The 17455-nt window shown below is 71.9% G+C and carries 16 protein-coding genes; 12 read left to right on the top strand and 4 right to left on the bottom strand.

The features are described 5' to 3' along the window. Positions 1-29 precede the first annotated feature (29 nt). From ABZ924_RS10935 to ABZ924_RS10965, 7 genes are all read left to right on the top strand, one after another. Entirely contained in the window at positions 30-569 is a 540-nt protein-coding gene (locus ABZ924_RS10935) for a F0F1 ATP synthase subunit B (protein ID WP_361906824.1), read from the top strand. Beyond that, positions 566-1381 carry a F0F1 ATP synthase subunit delta gene (locus ABZ924_RS10940; RefSeq protein WP_361906826.1) on the top strand — a complete coding sequence of 272 codons (816 nt, stop codon included), beginning with the start codon at positions 566-568 and terminating at the stop codon, positions 1379-1381. The genes ABZ924_RS10935 and ABZ924_RS10940 overlap by 4 nt, the downstream gene beginning before the upstream one ends. 129 nt (positions 1382-1510) lie before the next feature. Next, positions 1511-3106: a F0F1 ATP synthase subunit alpha gene (gene atpA, locus ABZ924_RS10945; RefSeq protein ID WP_361906827.1), complete on the top strand. Its 1596-nt coding sequence runs from the start codon at positions 1511-1513 to the stop codon at positions 3104-3106. Positions 3107-3126: 20 nt separating this feature from the next. Beyond that, complete coding sequence (locus ABZ924_RS10950) at positions 3127-4044, top strand: F0F1 ATP synthase subunit gamma (protein WP_361906829.1); 918 nt, start codon at positions 3127-3129, stop codon at positions 4042-4044. Beyond that, complete coding sequence (atpD, locus tag ABZ924_RS10955) at positions 4044-5486, top strand: F0F1 ATP synthase subunit beta (protein WP_361906831.1); 1443 nt, start codon at positions 4044-4046, stop codon at positions 5484-5486. The genes ABZ924_RS10950 and atpD overlap by 1 nt, the downstream gene beginning before the upstream one ends. A gap of 142 nt (positions 5487-5628) precedes the next feature. Then, the gene (locus ABZ924_RS10960; protein WP_361906833.1) at positions 5629-6003 is read left to right on the top strand and encodes a F0F1 ATP synthase subunit epsilon; all 375 of its coding nucleotides are present in this window, start codon (positions 5629-5631) and stop codon (positions 6001-6003) included. 155 nt (positions 6004-6158) lie between these two features. Next, a complete protein-coding gene (locus ABZ924_RS10965) occupies positions 6159-6605 on the top strand; it encodes a DUF2550 domain-containing protein (RefSeq protein ID WP_361906835.1) in 447 nt (148 codons plus the stop codon). A 110-nt stretch (positions 6606-6715) separates the two neighbouring features. Here the strand turns inward: ABZ924_RS10965 and ABZ924_RS10970 are convergent, their stop codons facing one another. The 3 genes from ABZ924_RS10970 to ABZ924_RS10980 all read right to left on the bottom strand — a co-directional run bounded on the left by ABZ924_RS10970 (position 6716) and on the right by ABZ924_RS10980 (position 10713). Continuing rightward, a complete protein-coding gene (locus ABZ924_RS10970) occupies positions 6716-8539 on the bottom strand; it encodes a glycoside hydrolase family 18 chitinase (RefSeq protein WP_361906860.1) in 1824 nt (607 codons plus the stop codon). Between the two features lie 288 nt (positions 8540-8827). Then, on the bottom strand, positions 8828-9481 hold the full coding sequence (locus ABZ924_RS10975) for a response regulator transcription factor (protein WP_361906837.1): 654 nt from the start codon (positions 9479-9481) through the stop codon (positions 8828-8830). Then, positions 9478-10713, bottom strand: coding sequence for a histidine kinase (locus ABZ924_RS10980; RefSeq protein WP_361906839.1), 1236 nt, complete (start codon positions 10711-10713; stop codon positions 9478-9480). The genes ABZ924_RS10975 and ABZ924_RS10980 overlap by 4 nt, the downstream gene beginning before the upstream one ends. Positions 10714-10895: 182 nt before the next feature. Between ABZ924_RS10980 and ABZ924_RS10985 the strand changes: the two genes are divergently transcribed. After that, a complete protein-coding gene (locus tag ABZ924_RS10985; protein ID WP_361906841.1) occupies positions 10896-11489 on the top strand; it encodes a hypothetical protein in 594 nt (197 codons plus the stop codon). Here ABZ924_RS10985 and ABZ924_RS10990 read toward each other — a convergent pair. Then, positions 11486-12058, bottom strand: a complete 573-nt coding sequence (locus ABZ924_RS10990) for a cob(I)yrinic acid a,c-diamide adenosyltransferase (protein WP_361906843.1) — start codon at positions 12056-12058, stop codon at positions 11486-11488. The genes ABZ924_RS10985 and ABZ924_RS10990 overlap by 4 nt on opposite strands. A 110-nt stretch (positions 12059-12168) precedes the next feature. Between ABZ924_RS10990 and ABZ924_RS10995 the strand changes: the two genes are divergently transcribed. From ABZ924_RS10995 to ABZ924_RS11010, 4 genes are all read left to right on the top strand, one after another. After that, positions 12169-12741 carry a hypothetical protein gene (locus tag ABZ924_RS10995; protein WP_361906845.1) on the top strand — a complete coding sequence of 191 codons (573 nt, stop codon included), beginning with the start codon at positions 12169-12171 and terminating at the stop codon, positions 12739-12741. A 157-nt stretch (positions 12742-12898) separates the two neighbouring features. Next, on the top strand, positions 12899-13747 hold the full coding sequence (locus tag ABZ924_RS11000) for a 3-hydroxyacyl-CoA dehydrogenase family protein (protein ID WP_361906846.1): 849 nt from the start codon (positions 12899-12901) through the stop codon (positions 13745-13747). Positions 13748-14026: 279 nt separating this feature from the next. After that, a complete protein-coding gene (locus tag ABZ924_RS11005) occupies positions 14027-14350 on the top strand; it encodes an STAS domain-containing protein (RefSeq protein WP_030153791.1) in 324 nt (107 codons plus the stop codon). 187 nt (positions 14351-14537) lie between these two features. Continuing rightward, entirely contained in the window at positions 14538-16970 is a 2433-nt protein-coding gene (locus tag ABZ924_RS11010; RefSeq protein WP_361906848.1) for an ATP-binding protein, read from the top strand. Positions 16971-17455 lie beyond the last annotated feature (485 nt).

Here is a 17455-nt window from a genome sequence, read left to right on the forward strand (position 1 = left end):
ACTAGTCCGATTAGACGAAAGGCACTGATGTGAACCTCCTGGTTCTCGCGGCCGAGACGGAAAACCCGCTCGTCCCGCCGATCCCCGAGCTCGTCATCGGTCTGATCGCCTTCGTCATCGTCTTCGGTTTCCTCGCGAAGAAGCTCCTCCCGAACATCAACAAGGTTCTGGACGAGCGCCGTGAGCAGATCGAGGGCGGTATCGAGAAGGCTGAGGCCGCTCAGACCGAGGCTCAGAGCGTGCTGGAGCAGTACAAGGCCCAGCTCGCCGAGGCCCGGCACGAGGCCGCGCGTCTGCGCCAGGAAGCGCTGGAGCAGGGCACTGCGCTCAAGGAAGAACTGCGCGCAGAGGGCCAGCGGCAGCGTGAGGAGATCATCGCTGCCGGCCACGCCCAGATCGCTGCCGACCGCAAGGCGGCTTCCCAGGCGCTGCGCCAGGACGTGGGCAAGCTCGCCACCGACCTGGCCGGCAAGCTCGTCGGCGAGTCCCTCGAGGACGTCGCGCGCCAGAGCCGCACCATCGACCGCTTCCTCAGCGAGCTTGAGGAGAAGGCCGAGGCGGCCCGATGAACGGAGCGAGCCGCGAGGCACTGGCCTCCACGCGCGAGCGCCTCGACGCGCTGACGGACAACACGTCCGTCGACGCGGCGAAGCTCGCCGGTGAGCTGGCTGCCGTCACCGCGCTGCTCGACCGTGAGGTCTCGCTGCGCCGGGTCCTCACCGACCCGGCGCAGCCCGCCGAGGCCAAGGCCGAGCTGGCGCAGCGCCTGCTGGGCGGCCAGGTCGCCGGGGAGACCCTCGACCTGGTGGCGGGCATGGTCCGGTCCCGCTGGTCGCAGTCCCGCGACCTGGTGGACGCCCTGGAGGAGCTGGCGGACACCGCCGACCTCACGGCGGCCCAGCAGAGCGGTGCTCTCGACAGCGTCGAGGACGAGGTCTTCCGGTTCGGCCGGATCCTCGCCACCAGCACCGAGCTGCGCGCCGCGCTGACCGACCGGAAGGCTTCCGCCTCCGCCAAGGGCGCGCTGGTGCACAGCCTGCTCGACGGCAAGGCCGACGCCGCCACCGAGCGCCTGATCACGCGTCTCGTCACGCACCCGCGGGGACGTAGCCTGGAAGGGGGCCTCGAGGCCCTGTCCAAGCTCGCCGCGGAGCGCCGCAACCGCATGGTCGCCACCGTGACCACCGCGGTTCCGCTCAGCGACGCGCAGCGCGCGCGCCTGGGCGCGGTGCTGGCCAAGCTGTACGGCCGCGAGATGCACCTGAACCTGGACGTGGACCCCGAGGTCCTCGGCGGGATCGTGGTGCGGGTCGGCGACGAGGTCATCGACGGCAGCATCGCGGAGCGCCTCTCCGAGGCGTCCCGCCGCATGGCCGGCTGACCGGCCGGCAACAGAACAAAGCATTCCTAGCGGCCCGGTTGGGCCGTGCAGAACTTGCAGAAGATTCCTGGGGGTCACCCCCAGACCCCTAAGAAGCTTCAGGCCCAACAAGGAGAGCAGGGAACCCAGATGGCGGAGCTCACGATCCGGCCGGAGGAGATCCGGGACGCACTGGAGAACTTCGTCCAGTCGTACAAGCCGGACGCGGCCTCGCGCGAGGAGGTCGGCACGGTCAGCCTTGCCGGCGACGGCATCGCGAAGGTGGAGGGCCTGCCCTCCGCCATGGCGAACGAGCTGCTGAAGTTCGAGGACGGCACCCTCGGCCTCGCCCTCAACCTCGAGGAGCGCGAGATCGGTGCGATCGTCCTCGGCGAGTTCAGCGGCATCGAGGAGGGCCAGTCGGTGCAGCGCACCGGCGAAGTCCTCTCCGTCGGCGTCGGCGAGGGCTACCTCGGCCGCGTTGTCGACCCGCTCGGCAACCCGATCGACGGTCTCGGCGAGATCGCGACCGAAGGCCGCCGCGCCCTCGAGCTGCAGGCCCCCGGCGTCATGGTCCGCAAGTCGGTCCACGAGCCCATGCAGACCGGCTACAAGGCCGTCGACGCGATGGTGCCGATCGGCCGCGGCCAGCGTCAGCTGATCATTGGTGACCGTCAGACCGGCAAGACCGCTCTGGCCGTCGACACGATCATCAACCAGCGCGACAACTGGCGCTCGGGCGACGTGAACAAGCAGGTCCGCTGCATCTACGTCGCCATCGGCCAGAAGGGCTCGACCATCGCGTCGGTCCGCGGCGCCCTCGAAGAGGCCGGCGCGCTCGAGTACACGACGATCGTCGCCGCCCCGGCGTCCGACCCGGCCGGCTTCAAGTACCTGGCGCCGTACACCGGTTCTGCCATCGGCCAGCACTGGATGTACGCCGGCAAGCACGTCCTGATCATCTTCGACGACCTGTCGAAGCAGGCCGACGCCTACCGCGCCGTGTCGCTGCTGCTGCGCCGCCCGCCGGGCCGCGAGGCCTACCCGGGTGACGTCTTCTACCTGCACTCGCGTCTGCTGGAGCGCTGCGCCAAGCTCTCCGACGACATGGGCGCCGGCTCGATGACCGGTCTGCCGATCGTCGAGACCAAGGCCAACGACGTCTCGGCGTTCATCCCGACCAACGTCATCTCCATCACCGACGGCCAGTGCTTCCTGGAGTCCGACCTGTTCAACGCCGGCCAGCGTCCGGCCCTGAACGTCGGTATCTCGGTCTCCCGCGTCGGTGGTTCCGCGCAGCACAAGGCCATGAAGCAGGTCTCCGGCCGTCTGCGCGTCGACCTGGCCCAGTACCGCGAGCTGGAGGCGTTCGCCGCCTTCGGTTCCGACCTGGACGCCGCGTCGAAGGCCTCGCTGGAGCGCGGCAAGCGCATGACCGAGCTGCTGAAGCAGGGCCAGTACCAGCCCATGCCGGTCGAGGAGCAGGTCGTCTCCGTCTGGGCCGGCACCACCGGCAAGATGGACGACGTCCCGGTCGCCGACATCCGCCGCTTCGAGTCGGAGCTGCTGGAGCACCTGCGCCGCGAGCGCAAGGACCTCCTCACCTCGATCGCCGAGGGCGGCAAGATGTCCGACGACACCCTGACCGCGATCGCTGACGCCATCGCCGGCTTCAAGCGGCAGTTCGAGACCTCGGACGGCAAGCTTCTGGGCGAGGACGCACCGGCCGTCAACGTCTCCAAGTGACGACGGAAGGGACCTGACTCATGGGAGCGCAGCTCCGGGTCTACAAGCGTCGCATCCGTGCCATCACGGCGACCAAGAAGATCACCAAGGCGATGGAGATGATCTCCGCCTCGCGCATCGTCAAGGCGCAGCGCAAGGTGGCGGCGTCCATGCCGTACGCGACCGAGCTCACCCGTGCGGTGACGGCGGTGGCGACCGGTTCGAACACCAAGCACGCCCTGACCACCGAGGTCGAGGCGCCGACCCGCGCCGCGGTCCTGCTCATCACGAGCGACCGCGGTCTGGCCGGCGGCTACTCCTCGAACGCCATCAAGCAGGCCGACCGGCTCACCGAGCGGCTGCGCAGCGAGGGCAAGGAGGTCGACACGTACATCGTCGGCCGCAAGGGTGTCGCGTACTTCGGGTTCCGTGAGCGCAAGGTCACGGACTCGTGGACCGGCTTCACCGACAGGCCGGAATACGCCGACGCCAAGCGCGTCGCGGCGCCGCTGATCGAGGCCATCCAGACGGAGACGGCCGAGGGTGGCGTCGACGAGCTGCACATCGTCTTCACGGAATTCGTGTCGATGATGACGCAGAACGCGGTGGACAGCCGGATGCTGCCGCTCAGCCTCGAGCAGGCTGCGGAGGAGACCGGCGCGAAGGGCGAGATCCTTCCGCTGTTCGACTTCGAGCCGTCGGCGGAGGACGTCCTCGACGCCCTGCTGCCGCGCTACGTCGAGAGCCGCATCTACAACGCGCTGCTGCAGTCGGCTGCCTCCGAGCACGCCGCCCGCCGCCGTGCGATGAAGTCGGCCACCGACAACGCCGGTGAGCTCATCAAGAGCCTCTCCCGGCTTGCCAACGCGGCCCGCCAGGCCGAAATCACCCAGGAAATCAGCGAGATCGTCGGTGGCGCGAGCGCCATGGCCGACGCGACCGCGGGGAGTGACAAGTAATGACGACCTCTGTTGAGACGGCCGCCGCCACGGGCCGCGTCGCCCGGGTCATCGGCCCGGTCGTCGACGTGGAGTTCCCCGTCGACGCGATGCCCGACATCTACAACGCGCTGACCGTCCAGGTCGCCGACCCGGCCGAGGAGGGCGCGCTCAAGACGCTGACCCTCGAGGTCGCCCAGCACCTGGGTGACGGCATGGTCCGCACGATCTCGATGCAGCCCACCGACGGTCTGGTCCGCCAGGCTCCGGTGACCGACACGGGTTCGGGCATCACCGTCCCGGTCGGCGACTTCACCAAGGGCAAGGTGTTCAACACCCTGGGTGAGGTGCTCAACTACCCGGAGGCCAACTCCGAGGTGACCGAGCGCTGGGCGATCCACCGCAAGGCCCCGAACTTCGACGAGCTCGAGTCGAAGACCGAGATGTTCGAGACCGGCGTCAAGGTCATCGACCTCCTCACCCCGTACGTCAAGGGTGGAAAGATCGGTCTGTTCGGTGGTGCCGGTGTCGGCAAGACCGTTCTGATCCAGGAAATGATCTACCGCGTCGCCAACAACCACGACGGTGTGTCGGTGTTCGCGGGCGTCGGTGAGCGTACCCGTGAGGGCAACGACCTCATCGAGGAGATGTCGGACTCCGGCGTTCTGGACAAGACCGCGCTGGTCTTCGGCCAGATGGACGAGCCCCCGGGCACCCGTCTGCGCGTCGCCCTGGCCGGTCTGACCATGGCGGAGTACTTCCGCGATGTTCAGAAGCAGGACGTTCTGTTCTTCATCGACAACATCTTCCGGTACACCCAGGCCGGTTCCGAGGTGTCGACCCTGCTCGGCCGCATGCCCTCCGCGGTGGGTTACCAGCCGAACCTGGCCGACGAGATGGGTCTCCTCCAGGAGCGCATCACCTCGACCCGTGGTCACTCGATCACCTCCATGCAGGCGATCTACGTCCCCGCCGACGACCTCACCGACCCGGCGCCGGCGACCACCTTCGCCCACCTCGACGCGACGACGGTTCTGTCCCGTCCGATCTCCGAGAAGGGCATCTACCCGGCCGTGGACCCGCTGGACTCCACGTCCCGGATCCTGGACCCCCGCTACATCGCGGCGGACCACTACAACGCGGCCATGCGCGTCAAGGGGATCCTGCAGAAGTACAAGGACCTCCAGGACATCATCGCCATCCTCGGTATCGACGAGCTGGGCGAGGAGGACAAGCTCGTCGTCCACCGTGCCCGCCGTGTCGAGCGCTTCCTGTCGCAGAACACCCACGTCGCCAAGCAGTTCACCGGCGTGGACGGTTCGGACGTTCCGCTCGACGAGTCGATCGCCGCGTTCAACGCGATCTGCGACGGTGAGTACGACCACTTCCCCGAGCAGGCGTTCTTCATGTGCGGTGGCCTCGAGGACCTGAAGGCCAACGCCAAGGAGCTGGGCGTCTCCTGATCCGGCGCGCTCCTCGCGGAGCGCATCCGGTTCGCAGGTCTCCCAAGGAGAGGGGCGGGTGTGTCCCGTCCCTCTCCCCACGCCCATTAGAATTTGACCCAACACCCGGCTGACCCGCCGGGTGGTGACCCGAGGAGCCACCTTGGCTGCTGAGCTGCACGTCGAGCTGGTCGCGGCGGACCGCAATGTCTGGTCCGGCGAGGCCACCCTGGTCGTCGCCCGCACCACGTCCGGCGACATCGGCGTCATGCCCGGTCACCAGCCGCTTCTCGGTGTGCTGGAATCGGGCCCGGTGACCATCCGTACCAGCGAGGGCGGCACGGTCGTCGCCGCGGTGCACGGCGGATTCATCTCGTTCGCGGACAACAAGCTGTCCCTGCTGGCCGAGATCGCCGAGCTCGCGGACGAGATCGACGTCCAGCGGGCGGAGCGGGCACTGGAGCGCGCGAAGACGGAGGCCGATGCGGCCGCCGAGCGTCGCGCGGATGTCCGGCTGCGCGCGGTCGCGGGGCACTGAGCCCCGTACCGAACAGGTTTGAAACCTCAGCCGCGGTCCGTTCCGGAATTTCCCGGGACGGGTCGCGGCTGAGGCGATGTAGGTCCGTCACCGGACTCGTCCGGTGACGGTCACAGTCGTATGCGGTATGTCGATGAGCGAGGAGGTCGGTGAAGATGCTCCTCGCTCTGCTTGTGAGCGGCCTGGTCGTAGCCCTGGTGGTGATCGGGCTGTTCGTGTTCGGCCTGCGCCGCAGACTCATCCAGCGCTCCGGCGGCACCTTCGACTGCAGCCTGCGCTGGGGCGTCTCCGAGGAGCCCGACGCCTCCGGCAAGGGCTGGGTGTACGGGGTCGCCCGCTACAGCGGTGACCGCATCGAGTGGTTCCGCGTCTTCTCGTACTCGCACCGGCCGCGCCGGCTGCTGGAGCGCGCCTCGATCGAGGTGGTCGCCCGCCGCGCCCCGGAGGGCGAGGAGGAGCTGGCGCTGCTGTCCGACGCCGTCGTGCTCGGCTGTCTCCACCAGGGGACCCGCTTGGAGCTGGCGATGAGCGAGGACGCGCTGACCGGGTTCCTGGCGTGGCTGGAGGCGGCGCCGCCCGGCCAGAGGGTGAACGTGGCCTGAGGGCCGTGGCCCGGCCCGTGGCCGGGGCCGTACGGATGTGAGAAGCCGGGGAGGCGGGGGGCGGACCCCGGCTCCCCGGCTTCGTCGTTCACCGGTTCAGTGCGTGGGGGTCACTGGAGTCCGGTGTGGATCGCGTTCGCGAGCTCGCCGTTCGCGGTGTCCCCGCTGAATTCCCAGAAGAAGGCTCCCCTGAGACCCTGGTTCTTGGTCCAGGTCATCTTGCCGGCGATGGTCGCGGGGGTGTCGTAGCTCCACCAGTTGCTGCCGCACCTGCCGTACGCGGTGCCGGCGATCGTGGCGGTGGCCGGGCAGCTGCCCTTCAGCACCTTGTAGTCCTCGATGCCCTGCTCGTACGTGCCCGGCGCCGGGCCGGTGGCGGTGCCGCCGGGGGCGTCCTGGGTGACGCCGGTCCAGCCGCGGCCGTAGAAGCCGATGCCCAGGTTGAGCTTGGACGCGGCGATGCCCTTGCCCTTGAGCTTGGTGATGGCGGCCTCGGAGTTGAATCCGGCGATCGGGATGCCCGCGTAGGAGGTGAGCGGGGAGTGCGGGGCGGTGGGGCCCTTGGCGTCCCAGGCGCCGAAGAAGTCGTAGGTCATGACGTTGTAGAAGTCGACGTACTGGGCGGCCCCGGCGTAGTCGGCGAGGTCGAGCTTGCCGCCGTTGGAGCCGTCGGCCGAGATGGCGGCGGTGACGAGGTTGCTGCTGCCGAACTTGGTGCGCAGCGCGGACAGCAGGTTCTTCAGGGAGGCGGCGCCGCTGGTGTCGCAGGACAGTCCGCAGGCGTTCGGGTACTCCCAGTCGATGTCGATGCCGTCGAAGACGTCGGCCCAGCGCGGGTCCTCGACCAGGCTGTAGCAGGAGTCGGCGAAGGCGGCCGGGTTGGCGGCGGCCTGGCCGAAGCCGCCGGACCAGGTCCAGCCGCCGAAGGACCACAGGACCTTGAGGTTCGGGTACTGGGCCTTGAGCTTGCGCAGCTGGTTGAAGTTGCCGCGCAGCGGCTGGTCCCAGGTGTCGGCCTTGCCGTCGACGCTCTGGTCGGCGGTGTAGGCCTTGTCGTAGTCGGCGTAGGCGTCGCCGACGGTGCACTTGCCGCCCTGGACGTTGCCGAAGGCGTAGTTGATGTGGGTGATCTTCGCCGCGGAGCCGGAGGTGACCAGGTTCTTCACGTGGTAGTTGCGCTGGTAGACGCCCCAGTCGGTGAAGTAGCCGAGTTTGACCTTGCCGCCCGGGTCCGGGGGAGTGGTGCCGCCGCCGGCCGTGGTGACCGACAGGGTGGCGGAGGACGGGCCGGTCTGGTCGGCGGTGTCGCGGGCGGTCACGCTGTAGGTGTAGGTGGTGGCCTTGGTGAGGCCGGTGTCGGTGTAGCTGGTCCCGGTGACGGTCGCGATCTTGACTCCGCCGCGGAAGACGTCGTAGTTCTTCACCCCCTTGTCGTCGGTCGCGGCGCTCCAGCCGAGGGTCAGGGAGGTCTCGGTGACCCCGCTCGGGGTCGGGGTGCCGGGGGCGGAGGGCGGGGTGTCGGCGGGGGTGGTACCCCCCTCGCAGGGCGCTCCGTTGATCTTGCAGCCGGCCGGGGCGCCGGAGCCGGTGCCGTTGAAGCCGAAGCTGACGGTGGCGCCGGGGGCGAGGGTGCCGTTGTACGACTTGTTCTTTCCGGTCCAGTGGGTGCCCGAGCTCGTCACGTCGGCGTCCCAGGCGGAGGTGACCGCGGTGCCGGCGGGGTAGTCCCATTCCACGGTCCAGCTCGTGAGGGTGGTCGTGCCGGTGTTCTTCACCGTCCACTTGCCCTCGAAGCCGGAGCCCCAGTCGGAGACCTTCGTGTACGCGGCCGTCGCCGATCCGGCGGCCTGGGCCGGGCCGGCCAGGGCGACGAGGCCGGCGGCGGGCAGGGCGACCGCGGCCACGGTCGCGGCGAGCCTTCTGAAGAGGCGGATGCGGGGTGGGGGTGCTGTGCTCAAGGGTGCTCCTCCGTAGGTCCGTCGTGGCCGTGGGGCCGATCACGACATGGGGGTGGGACCTGCGCCGCCCGTGAGCACGCTTGTCATGGCACGCTCACCACAGTTGCGGTGAGCGTAGAAAGGTCTGGACCAAGCGTCAAGAGGTCCAGACCTCAGGGGGGGGAAGGGCTCCGGGCTGCTCCGGCGCCGCTCCGGGGCGGCCCGTCCGGCCGGCCGCCGGACCGCGCACCGGCCCGCGCACCGGCCCGCGCGCCGGCGGCCGCGCTAGAGGCCCAACTCCTGTGCCAGCACCGCCGCCTGCACCCGGCTGCGCAGCTCCAGCTTGCCCAGCAACCTGCTGACGTGCGTCTTCACCGTCGCCTCCGCCATCTGGAGCCGACCCGCGATCTCCGCGTTCGACAGCCCCTCGCCCAGGCAGCCCAGGACCTCCCGCTCCCGGCGCGTCAGCGAGGCCACCGCGGCGGCCGTCTCCGGCGCCACCGTCTCCCGTACGGTCCGCGGAGCCGCGAACTCCGAGATCAGCCGCCGGGTCACCGCGGGGGCGATCAGCCCCTCGCCGCGCGCGACCGTCCGTACCGCCTCGATCAGCTCCGAGGCCTCCGCGTTCTTCAGCAGGAAGCCCGCCGCCCCCGCGCGCAGCGCGCCGAACACGTACTCGTCCAGGTCGAAGGTGGTCAGCACCAGCACGTCGGCCAGCTCCTCGGCCACCACCTGCCGCGTCGCCGACACCCCGTCGAGCCGCGGCATCTGCACGTCCATGAGGACGAGATCCGGCCGCAGCTCCCGGGCCAGGCGCACCGCCTCCTCGCCGTCCGCCGCCTCGCCCGCGACCTCGATGTCGCCGGCGCTGCGCAGGATCAGCACCAGCCCGGCCCGTACCGCGCTCTGGTCCTCGGCCACCACCACCCGGATCGTCATCCGGCCACCGCCTTCTCCTCCGCGGGCAGGACCGCCCGCACCTGCCAGACCGGGCCCGCCCGGCCCGCCGTGAACTCCCCGCCCAGCAGCTCCGTACGCTCCCGCATGCCGACCAGCCCGGCCCCCGAGCCCGGGGCGCGGGGGCCCGGCTGCTCCCCGGCGTACGGGGAGTCCACCCCCACGGTCAGCAGCCCGTCGGCCCGGGAGACCCGGACCCGGACGGTGCCCGGGGAGGCGTGCTTGAGGGCGTTGGTCAAGGACTCCTGGACGATCCGGTACGCGGCCAGCTCCACCGGTGCGGGCAGCGGCTGCCCGGGCGGTCGCCCGTCGTGCAGGACGAAGTCCAGCCCGCTCGCCGTGCCGTTGGTCCGGGCCTGTTCCAGGAGGGCGTCGAGCCCGTCGAGGGAGGGTGTGGCGGCCGCTTCCTGCTCCGCGCCCGCCGCCCGCAGCAGCCCGATCAACCGGCGCATTTCGGCCAGCCCCTGCACGCTGTTCTCCCGGATCACCCCGAGGGCCTCGCGGCTGGTCGCGGGGGAGTCGATGGAGAGGGCCGCGGTGGAGTGGATGGCGATCGCGGAGAGGTGGTTGGCCACCATGTCGTGCAGTTCGCGGGCCATCCGGGCGCGCTCGGAGGCCACGGCCTGCGTACGGTCCATCTCCGCCAGCAGCGCGGTCTGCTCGGCGCGCAGCCGGGCGGACTCGGCGGCCTCGCGCTGGTTGCGCAGGGTCGCGCCCGTCAGGGCCGGGCCGAAGCTCACGATGCCGGTGATGACGCCGACCATCAGGGCCTGCGGGGTGCGGAACCAGGCCACGGAGACGACGGTGACGACGACCGTGACCAGGCCGGTGGTGATCGGCAGCCGCCGGGCCATGGCGGGTTTGCCGTAGACCACGGCCGCGTACATCAGGTCCGTGAAGACGATGACGGTGCCCAGGTTGCCCACGGTGAACTGGTCGGCGATCACCGCACCGGTGCCGACGGCCAGCGTGAGGCGGGGCGCGGTGCGCCGCAGCAGCTCCATCGGCCCGATGACCAGGAGCGGTACCAGGGCCGCCCAGGCGGGGAAGAAGTGCCGGTTGTTCGTGCTGTAGACGCCCAGGGACCACAGCAGCACGCCGGCGAGCACGCTGACCACCGCGAGGAGCACGTCGTCGCGGTGCGGGCGCGGGAAGCGGGAGTTACGGGTGCTCGGGGGGTTCGGGGTGGGCGCGGCCTCGGTCACGAGGTCCATCCAACACGGTGGAGCGGGGGTCCGGCCTCGCCGCCGGGGCTGAGTGCGGGGCCGGCCGCAGTACGCCGAAGGATGCAGTCGCGGTTCGTCACCGGCGACGACGAGACGGAGCGGATCGGGCGGGAGGCTTGGGGAAACCCGTCATGCGGACCGCTGCGAACCGAGCGGAAGGGAGAGCCCTCGTGCTCGTCGCCCTGATCATTGCCTGCGAGATCGGATTCTGGGTGCTGCTGGCCGCCGGACTGGCACTGCGCTACCTCGCGCACATGCCCAGGCTGGGCGCGGCGGTGCTGCTGTGCGAACCGCTGCTGGAGCTGGTGCTGCTCGCGGTCACCACCTGGGACCTGAAGAACGGAGGCGAGCCCAGCTGGACGCACGGCCTGGCCGCCCTCTACATCGGCTACACCGTCGGATACGGCCACTACACGGTGAAGTGGCTCGACCGGCACGCCGCGTACCGGCTGGCCGGAGGGCCGAAGCCGCCCGGGCCCACGTACGGCAGGGAGCGGGCCCGGCACGAATGGAAGCTGTGGATCCGCACCCTGGCGGCCGCGGCCGTCGCCCTCGGACTGCTGGAGGGCGCCATCCGGTACGTGGGCGACGCCGCGGACACCTCCGGGCTGCGGGGCTGGGAGCTCGGCGCGCTGCGGGCGCTGGCCATCCACACCGTCGTGGCCGTCACGTACACGATCTGGCCCCGCAAGGCACCCGCCGGGGAGAGCGCCGCCGACGGCCCTGCGGACGCGCCTGTGGCCGGGAGCGGGCGCCGGCCCTAGCGCTCGCCGCCCGGGACCCAGAGCACGTCCCCGAGCTCCTTGTTGGCCGTACGGGCCAGGATGAACAGCAGGTCGGAGAGGCGGTTGAGGTAGGTGGCGGTCAGCGGGTTCATCACCTCGCCGTGCACCTCCAGCGCCGCCCAGGTGGAGCGCTCGGCCCGCCGGACCACGGTGCACGCCTGGTGCAGCAGTGCCGCGCCGGGGGTGCCGCCGGGGAGGATGAAGCTGCGCAGCTTCTCCAGCTCCGCGTTGAAGCGGTCGCAGTCCGCCTCCAGCTTGTCCACGTAGAACTGCTCGACGCGCAGCGGCGGGTACTCGGGGTTCTCGACCACCGGGGTGCACAGGTCGGCGCCCACGTCGAACAGGTCGTTCTGCACCCGGACGAGCACCTTCACGACGTCCTCCGGCAGGCCGCCGAGGGCGATCGCCGTGCCGATGGCCGCATTGGCCTCGTTGGCATCGGCATAGGCCGAAATGCGCAGATCGGTCTTGGCCGTGCGGCTCATGTCGCCGAGCGCGGTCGTGCCCTTGTCACCGGTGCGGGTGTAGATGCGCGTGAGGTTCACCATGCGGCCAGCGTAATGAGCCCCGCCGGAAAACCCCACGCGGTCCTCCGCCGCCCCGGCCTATCGTTCCGGCCGGGGCCGACGTCCGGCCCGGAAGCGGGAGAAACGCACCTTTGACCGACATCTTCACCCTCTGGCAGCGGGCCGAGACGGCCAAGTGGGTCGATGTGACCGCCGGTTTCCTCGCCGCGCGCCATCCCCGGGACTCCGTCGAGCACGCCGAGGTGATGGCACGGGCCCGCGAGGTCCACGGGGCGCTGGAGCGGGGCGAGCCCTGTGCGGCGGACTCCGATGCGGCGCTCTGGCTGCGGATCCGGGCGGCGGAACTGGCGGACGCGCCGCACGCCCCGGGGATTCCGCGGCCCGCCGAGCAGGACGCGCAGGTGCGCGACTACCTCAAGGACCTCCTCGCCCGGGAGCGGGCCGCCGGGCGGCCGTCATGGGAGGAGCAGGACGCGCTGTTCGGCGCGCACATCACGCTGTCGGTGGTCTCGCGCAGGCTGTGCGCGAACCCCGCCGCGACCGCCTCGGAACGCGAGGACGTGCACTACCTCGTCGCCCGCGGCCGGATGGCGCTCGACCTCGGCCACGCGCCGGCCGCGCAGCGCGAGGCCGACCGCCTCAGGCGGCTGGAGGAGCGGATCCTCGACAGGGCCCCGGCGGCGGCGGGAAGCGGCGCCGGGTGAACTCGGCGCAGGGCGCCGGGTGGTGGGCCGTCCCGGTGTGATGTCCGTCATCTGAGACGTGACGCGTGTTACTTCCCGGTCACAGTGCCCCTCACGCCCGCTAGTCTCCGGCCGAGAGGCTACGAGACTGGGCCGTTTCAAGAACGAGGGGTGTGCAGTGGCTGGGAAGCTCGCCGTCATCGGTGCGGGGCTGATGGGTTCCGGAATCGCTCAGGTCTCCGCGCAGGCGGGGTGGGACGTGGTGCTGCGCGACGTCACCGACGCCGCGCTGACCCGGGGCACCGACGGCATCAAGGCCTCGTACGACAAGTTCGTCTCCAAGGGGAAGATGACGGCCGAGGACGCCGAGGCCGCCCTCGCCCGCATCACGACCACGACCGACCTGGACGCGGTCGCCGACGTCGACATCGTCGTCGAGGCCGTCTTCGAGAAGCTCGAGGTCAAGCACGAGATCTTCCGCTCCCTGGACAAGCTCGTACGGGAGGACGCGATCCTGGCGTCCAACACCTCCGCCATCCCGATCACCAAGATCGCGGCCGTGACGGAGCGTCCGGAGCGCGTCGTCGGCGCCCACTTCTTCTCCCCCGTGCCGATGATGCAGCTGTGCGAGCTGGTGCGCGGCTACAAGACCAGCGACGAGACCCTCGCCGCGACCCGCGCGTTCGCCGAGTCCGTCGGCAAGACCTGCATCGTCGTCAACCGCGACGTCGCCGGCTTCGTGACGACCCGTCTGATCTCCGCACTCGTCGTGGAAGCCGCGAAGCTGTACGAATCGGGCGTCGCCTCCGCCGAGGACATCGACATCGCCTGCAAGCTGGGCTTCGGCCACGCGATGGGCCCGCTGGCCACCGCCGACCTGACCGGCGTCGACATCCTGCTGCACGCCACCAGCAACATCTACACCGAGTCCCAGGACGAGAAGTTCGCGCCGCCGGAGCTGATGCGCCGCATGGTCGACGCCGGCGACTTCGGCCGCAAGACCGGCCAGGGCTTCTACAAGCACTGAGGCGCCGCGGCGGCAACCGCAGCCGCCGTCGGGGCCCCGCGCCCCGAGCGCCAGTTCGCCCACCCGTCCCCTCGGGTGAATTAGGTATCGGTTCGCTCACGGTCGGCAACTTCACTGCCCGCGCGGCAGTCAGTTGCAGTGAGAGTTGCCGACCACGGACCGGTCGGATCAGTCGGATCAGTCGGTCGGCCGGACCGGTCGGACCGGTCCGGTGAGACGGAACAGACGGACCGGTCGGATCAGACGGCCCACACGACGCAAGGACTGCCGGGAGCGCATATGCACATCAGGGGCGACCACGCCGAACTCGCTGTCGGGGGCCGCCTCGACGTGCGCAGCGCGGCGGACGCCCGTACGGCCCTGCACACCGCCCTCGACGACGGCCACGGCGACCTCGTGCTCGACCTCACCGGGCTGGACTCCTGGGACGCAACCGGACTCGGCGTCATCATGGGCGCCCACCGGCGGGCCGGCCGGACCGGCCGCCGCCTCGTCCTGCGCGGAGTGCCCCCGCAGATGCAGCGGCTGCTCGTCGCGACGAGGCTCCACCGGATCCTCGCCATCGAGGGCGGACTGGAAGCGGAATCCCTCCCCAGGGTCTGAACAGCAGTCCTCCGCATTTCCTGCGGAAACGTAACGGTCCGGTGGTGGAGGCACCCCTGCAGTTCCGTGCACGACCGGCCACCGTCTAGGGTCGGGCGGAAACCGGACCGGTAGCGACAGCGGAATGTGCGAAGGCCGGTGCAACACGGCAACGGCGCACGCGCACGACGCGATGGGGGACTTGGTCATGGACCGCACACAGGGGCAGGCCGAACCGGTGGAGCAGTCCACGGCGGCCCGCGGGGCGCACCCGGCACCCGCCTCCACCCCCGTGGCCCGGATCGTCACCCTCACCGCCGGGGACTACACCCTCACCGTCAACCCCGTGGACGGCAGCGAGATCGCACCGCGCCGCCCCGGCACCGGCGGCACCCGCCCCGCGAAGCGCGACGCCGCCTCGCGGCGGGCCGCCGAAGCCGCCGTCCGGCCGCCCGCGCTGCCGGGCACCGCCGCCCCGGCCGCCTCCGCGGCCCCGCTCCTCGCCCGCGAGGAGGAACGCGCCCGCCTCGTACGGCTCCTGAGCCGCGGCCGCTCCGTACGGCTCACCGGGCCCTCCGGCTCCGGCCGCACCGCCCTCCTCGACGCGGTCGCGGCCGACTGTGCCGGCCTCGCGCCCGACGGCGTCGTCCGCCTCTCCGGCCACGGACACCAGCAGCCCGGCGAGCTGCTCCACGCGCTGTACGCCACCGTCTTCGAAGCCGCGTCGGAACGCCCCGACCGGATCGAGCTCCTCGCCCGCGTACGGGACATCGGCGCGATCGTGCTCCTCGACGACCTCGAACTCGGCGCCGCCGCCCTCGACGAGCTGATGCGCGCCACCCCCGAATGCGCCTACGTACTCGCCGGCACGCCCGACGACACCCGCGGCCCCGCCGACGGGGCCGCGCCGGACGAGGTCGTCCTCGCGGGCCTCGGCCGGGCCGACTGCCGGGAACTGCTCGAAGCGCGCCTCGGACGGCCGCTGACCGACGAGGAGACCGCCTGGGCGGAGGACCTCCGCTTCGCCTCCGAGGGGCTGCCGCTGCGCTTCGTCCAGGCGGCCGCGCTGCTGCGCCGGCGCGACGAGCTCAACCGGGCCGCCGCCGCGCACCACGACGAGGACGGGGACGAGCCCGGCGTCTTCGAGGAGCGGCCGCGCGACGCCGCTCCCACGCCGATGCCGACCCTCGCCGAGGGCGCGGCCCCGGCCGAGCTGCTCGCCTCCCGGGCCAGCGAGTCGGCGCGGGCCGCGCTGCGGATCGCGTGCGCGCTCGGCGGCGAGCTGCCGCACCCCGCCCACCTGCCGGCCCTGGTCGGCGACACCCACGCCGACGCGGCCGTCGCCGAACTGCTCGCCAGCGGCCTCATCACCCCCGTCGGGCCGCGGTACCGGCTCGCCGCCGGGGTCGCCCGCCAGCTGGAGGAGGCCGGGTACGGGGACACCGCCGCGGAGGAGGCCCGTACGGCCGCCCGCCACTACGCCTGGTGGACCGGGCACGCCTCCGTCACCCCGGAGCGGATCGCGGCCGAGGCCGACGCGGTGCTCGCGGCGCTCGCCGGCGCCGACGTGGTGGCCGCCGTCCTGCTGGCCCGCTCCGCCGCGCCCGCGTTCGCGGCCTCTCGGCAGTGGGAGGCCTGGGGGCGGGTGCTGCGGGCGGGGGCCGAGGCCGCGCGGAAGGCGGGGGAGGTCGCGGAGCAGGCGTACTTCCACCACGAGCTCGGCGTGCTCGCGCTCTGCGAGGGGCGGCTGGACCGGGCGCGGGCCGAGCTGGAGGCGTCCATCGGGCTGAAGGGGGCGCTGGCCGACAAGCGGGGCACCGTGGCCGGGCGGCGGGCGCTGGCGCTGGTCACCGACCGGGAGGCCGCCGGGGGGACGGTCTCCCCGCCGCTGCGGCTGGAGGCCCCGGCGGCGGCTGCCGCGGCTCCGGCGGCTCCGGCTCCGGCTCCGATTCCGGCGAAGCCCGCCGCGGAGGCGGTCACGGCCCCCGTGCCCGTGCCCGTGCGGCCGCCCGGCTCCGAGGCGGCCACGACGGCCCTGCCGGTGATCCGGCGGGCGGTGGCGCCGACGACGCTGTCGGAGATGTTCGAGGAGGCCTTCCCCCTCGACCCGAAGCCGGCGCCGATGGCGGCTGCCGCCGCTTCCTCTGCCCCTGCCCCTGCCCCTGTTTCTGCGGGGCAGCCGCAGCGCCGCAAGCCGGTGCTGCTGGCGGTGGCCGGTGCGCTGACGGTGGCGGTGCTGGGCACGGTGATCGGGCTGGCGATGTCCTCCTCGGAGACCGAGGGGGCGGGGGGCGGTTCGGTGACCTCGTCGACGCCGGTGCCGGATGCGCCGGGGGCGTCGGGGGTGCCGGGGGCGTCCGGGGGCGGGAACGATTCTGCTCCGCAGCCGGGGGCGGGGTCCGCGGAGCCTTCCGAGGCCGCCGAGCCGGGTGCCCCGGGCGCGACGCCGTCGACCCGCACCCCGTCCCGCCGACCGTCGCAGTCCTCTTCGCTCCCGACCGACTCGACGCCGACCGGGCCGTCGGGCTCGGCGAGCCCGTCCCAGCCGACCCCGTCGGTATCGCCGTCCCCGTCCCAGCCGTCGCCCTCCCCCACCCCGACGGCCACGGCCACGGCCACCGTCGTCACCCCCACCCAGTAACCCGGGCTATCCATGGCCGATGCGGCGCGGGGTTTGGGGCGGAGCCCCAAGGATCCCGGCTCCGCCCGGACCCGCGCCTCAAACGTCGGCGAGGCTGGTTTTGCCGACCCCGGCTCCGAAAGTCAGCGGGGCTGGAATGGCCGGATCCCCGGCTCAGGCCTCGGCGGAGCCGGTCGGGCTTCTGGGGCGCTGCCCCAGACCCCGCGCCTCAAACGCCGGCGGGGCTGGAAATGCCGGACCCCCGTCCCAGGTGCAGCTGCGGGTGGTCCTGGTTCTTCTGTTGGAGCCGGGGTCGGCAACTTCAGCCTCGCCGGCGTTTGCGGCGCGGGGTTTGGGGCGGAGCCCCAAGGTCCCGGCTCCGCCGGGCAGCGGGCGCCGCCCCGCCCCCCCCCCCCCCCCCCCCCCGGGGGGGCCCCCCCACAAACGCCGGCGGGGGTGGAAATGCCGGACCCCCCCCGCAGGGGTGGGTGAGAATAGGCGGGGTT

The organism is Streptomyces sp. NPDC046876, assembly GCF_040645035.1.
Lineage (GTDB): Bacteria > Actinomycetota > Actinomycetes > Streptomycetales > Streptomycetaceae > Streptomyces.

Excerpts from the sequence above, each read along its gene's own strand:
- ABZ924_RS10940 (WP_361906826.1), top strand. The coding sequence starts at position 566 with ATGAACGGAGCGAGCCGCGAGGCACTGGCCTCCACGCGCGAGCGCCTC.
- atpA (WP_361906827.1), top strand. The coding sequence starts at position 1,511 with ATGGCGGAGCTCACGATCCGGCCGGAGGAGATCCGGGACGCACTGGAG.
- ABZ924_RS10950 (WP_361906829.1), top strand. The coding sequence starts at position 3,127 with ATGGGAGCGCAGCTCCGGGTCTACAAGCGTCGCATCCGTGCCATCACG.
- atpD (WP_361906831.1), top strand. The coding sequence starts at position 4,044 with ATGACGACCTCTGTTGAGACGGCCGCCGCCACGGGCCGCGTCGCCCGG.
- ABZ924_RS10965 (WP_361906835.1), top strand. The coding sequence starts at position 6,159 with ATGCTCCTCGCTCTGCTTGTGAGCGGCCTGGTCGTAGCCCTGGTGGTG.
- ABZ924_RS10975 (WP_361906837.1), bottom strand. The coding sequence starts at position 9,481 with ATGACGATCCGGGTGGTGGTGGCCGAGGACCAGAGCGCGGTACGGGCC.
- ABZ924_RS10980 (WP_361906839.1), bottom strand. The coding sequence starts at position 10,713 with ATGGACCTCGTGACCGAGGCCGCGCCCACCCCGAACCCCCCGAGCACC.
- ABZ924_RS10990 (WP_361906843.1), bottom strand. The coding sequence starts at position 12,058 with ATGGTGAACCTCACGCGCATCTACACCCGCACCGGTGACAAGGGCACG.
- ABZ924_RS11005 (WP_030153791.1), top strand. The coding sequence starts at position 14,027 with ATGCACATCAGGGGCGACCACGCCGAACTCGCTGTCGGGGGCCGCCTC.
- ABZ924_RS11010 (WP_361906848.1), top strand. The coding sequence starts at position 14,538 with ATGGACCGCACACAGGGGCAGGCCGAACCGGTGGAGCAGTCCACGGCG.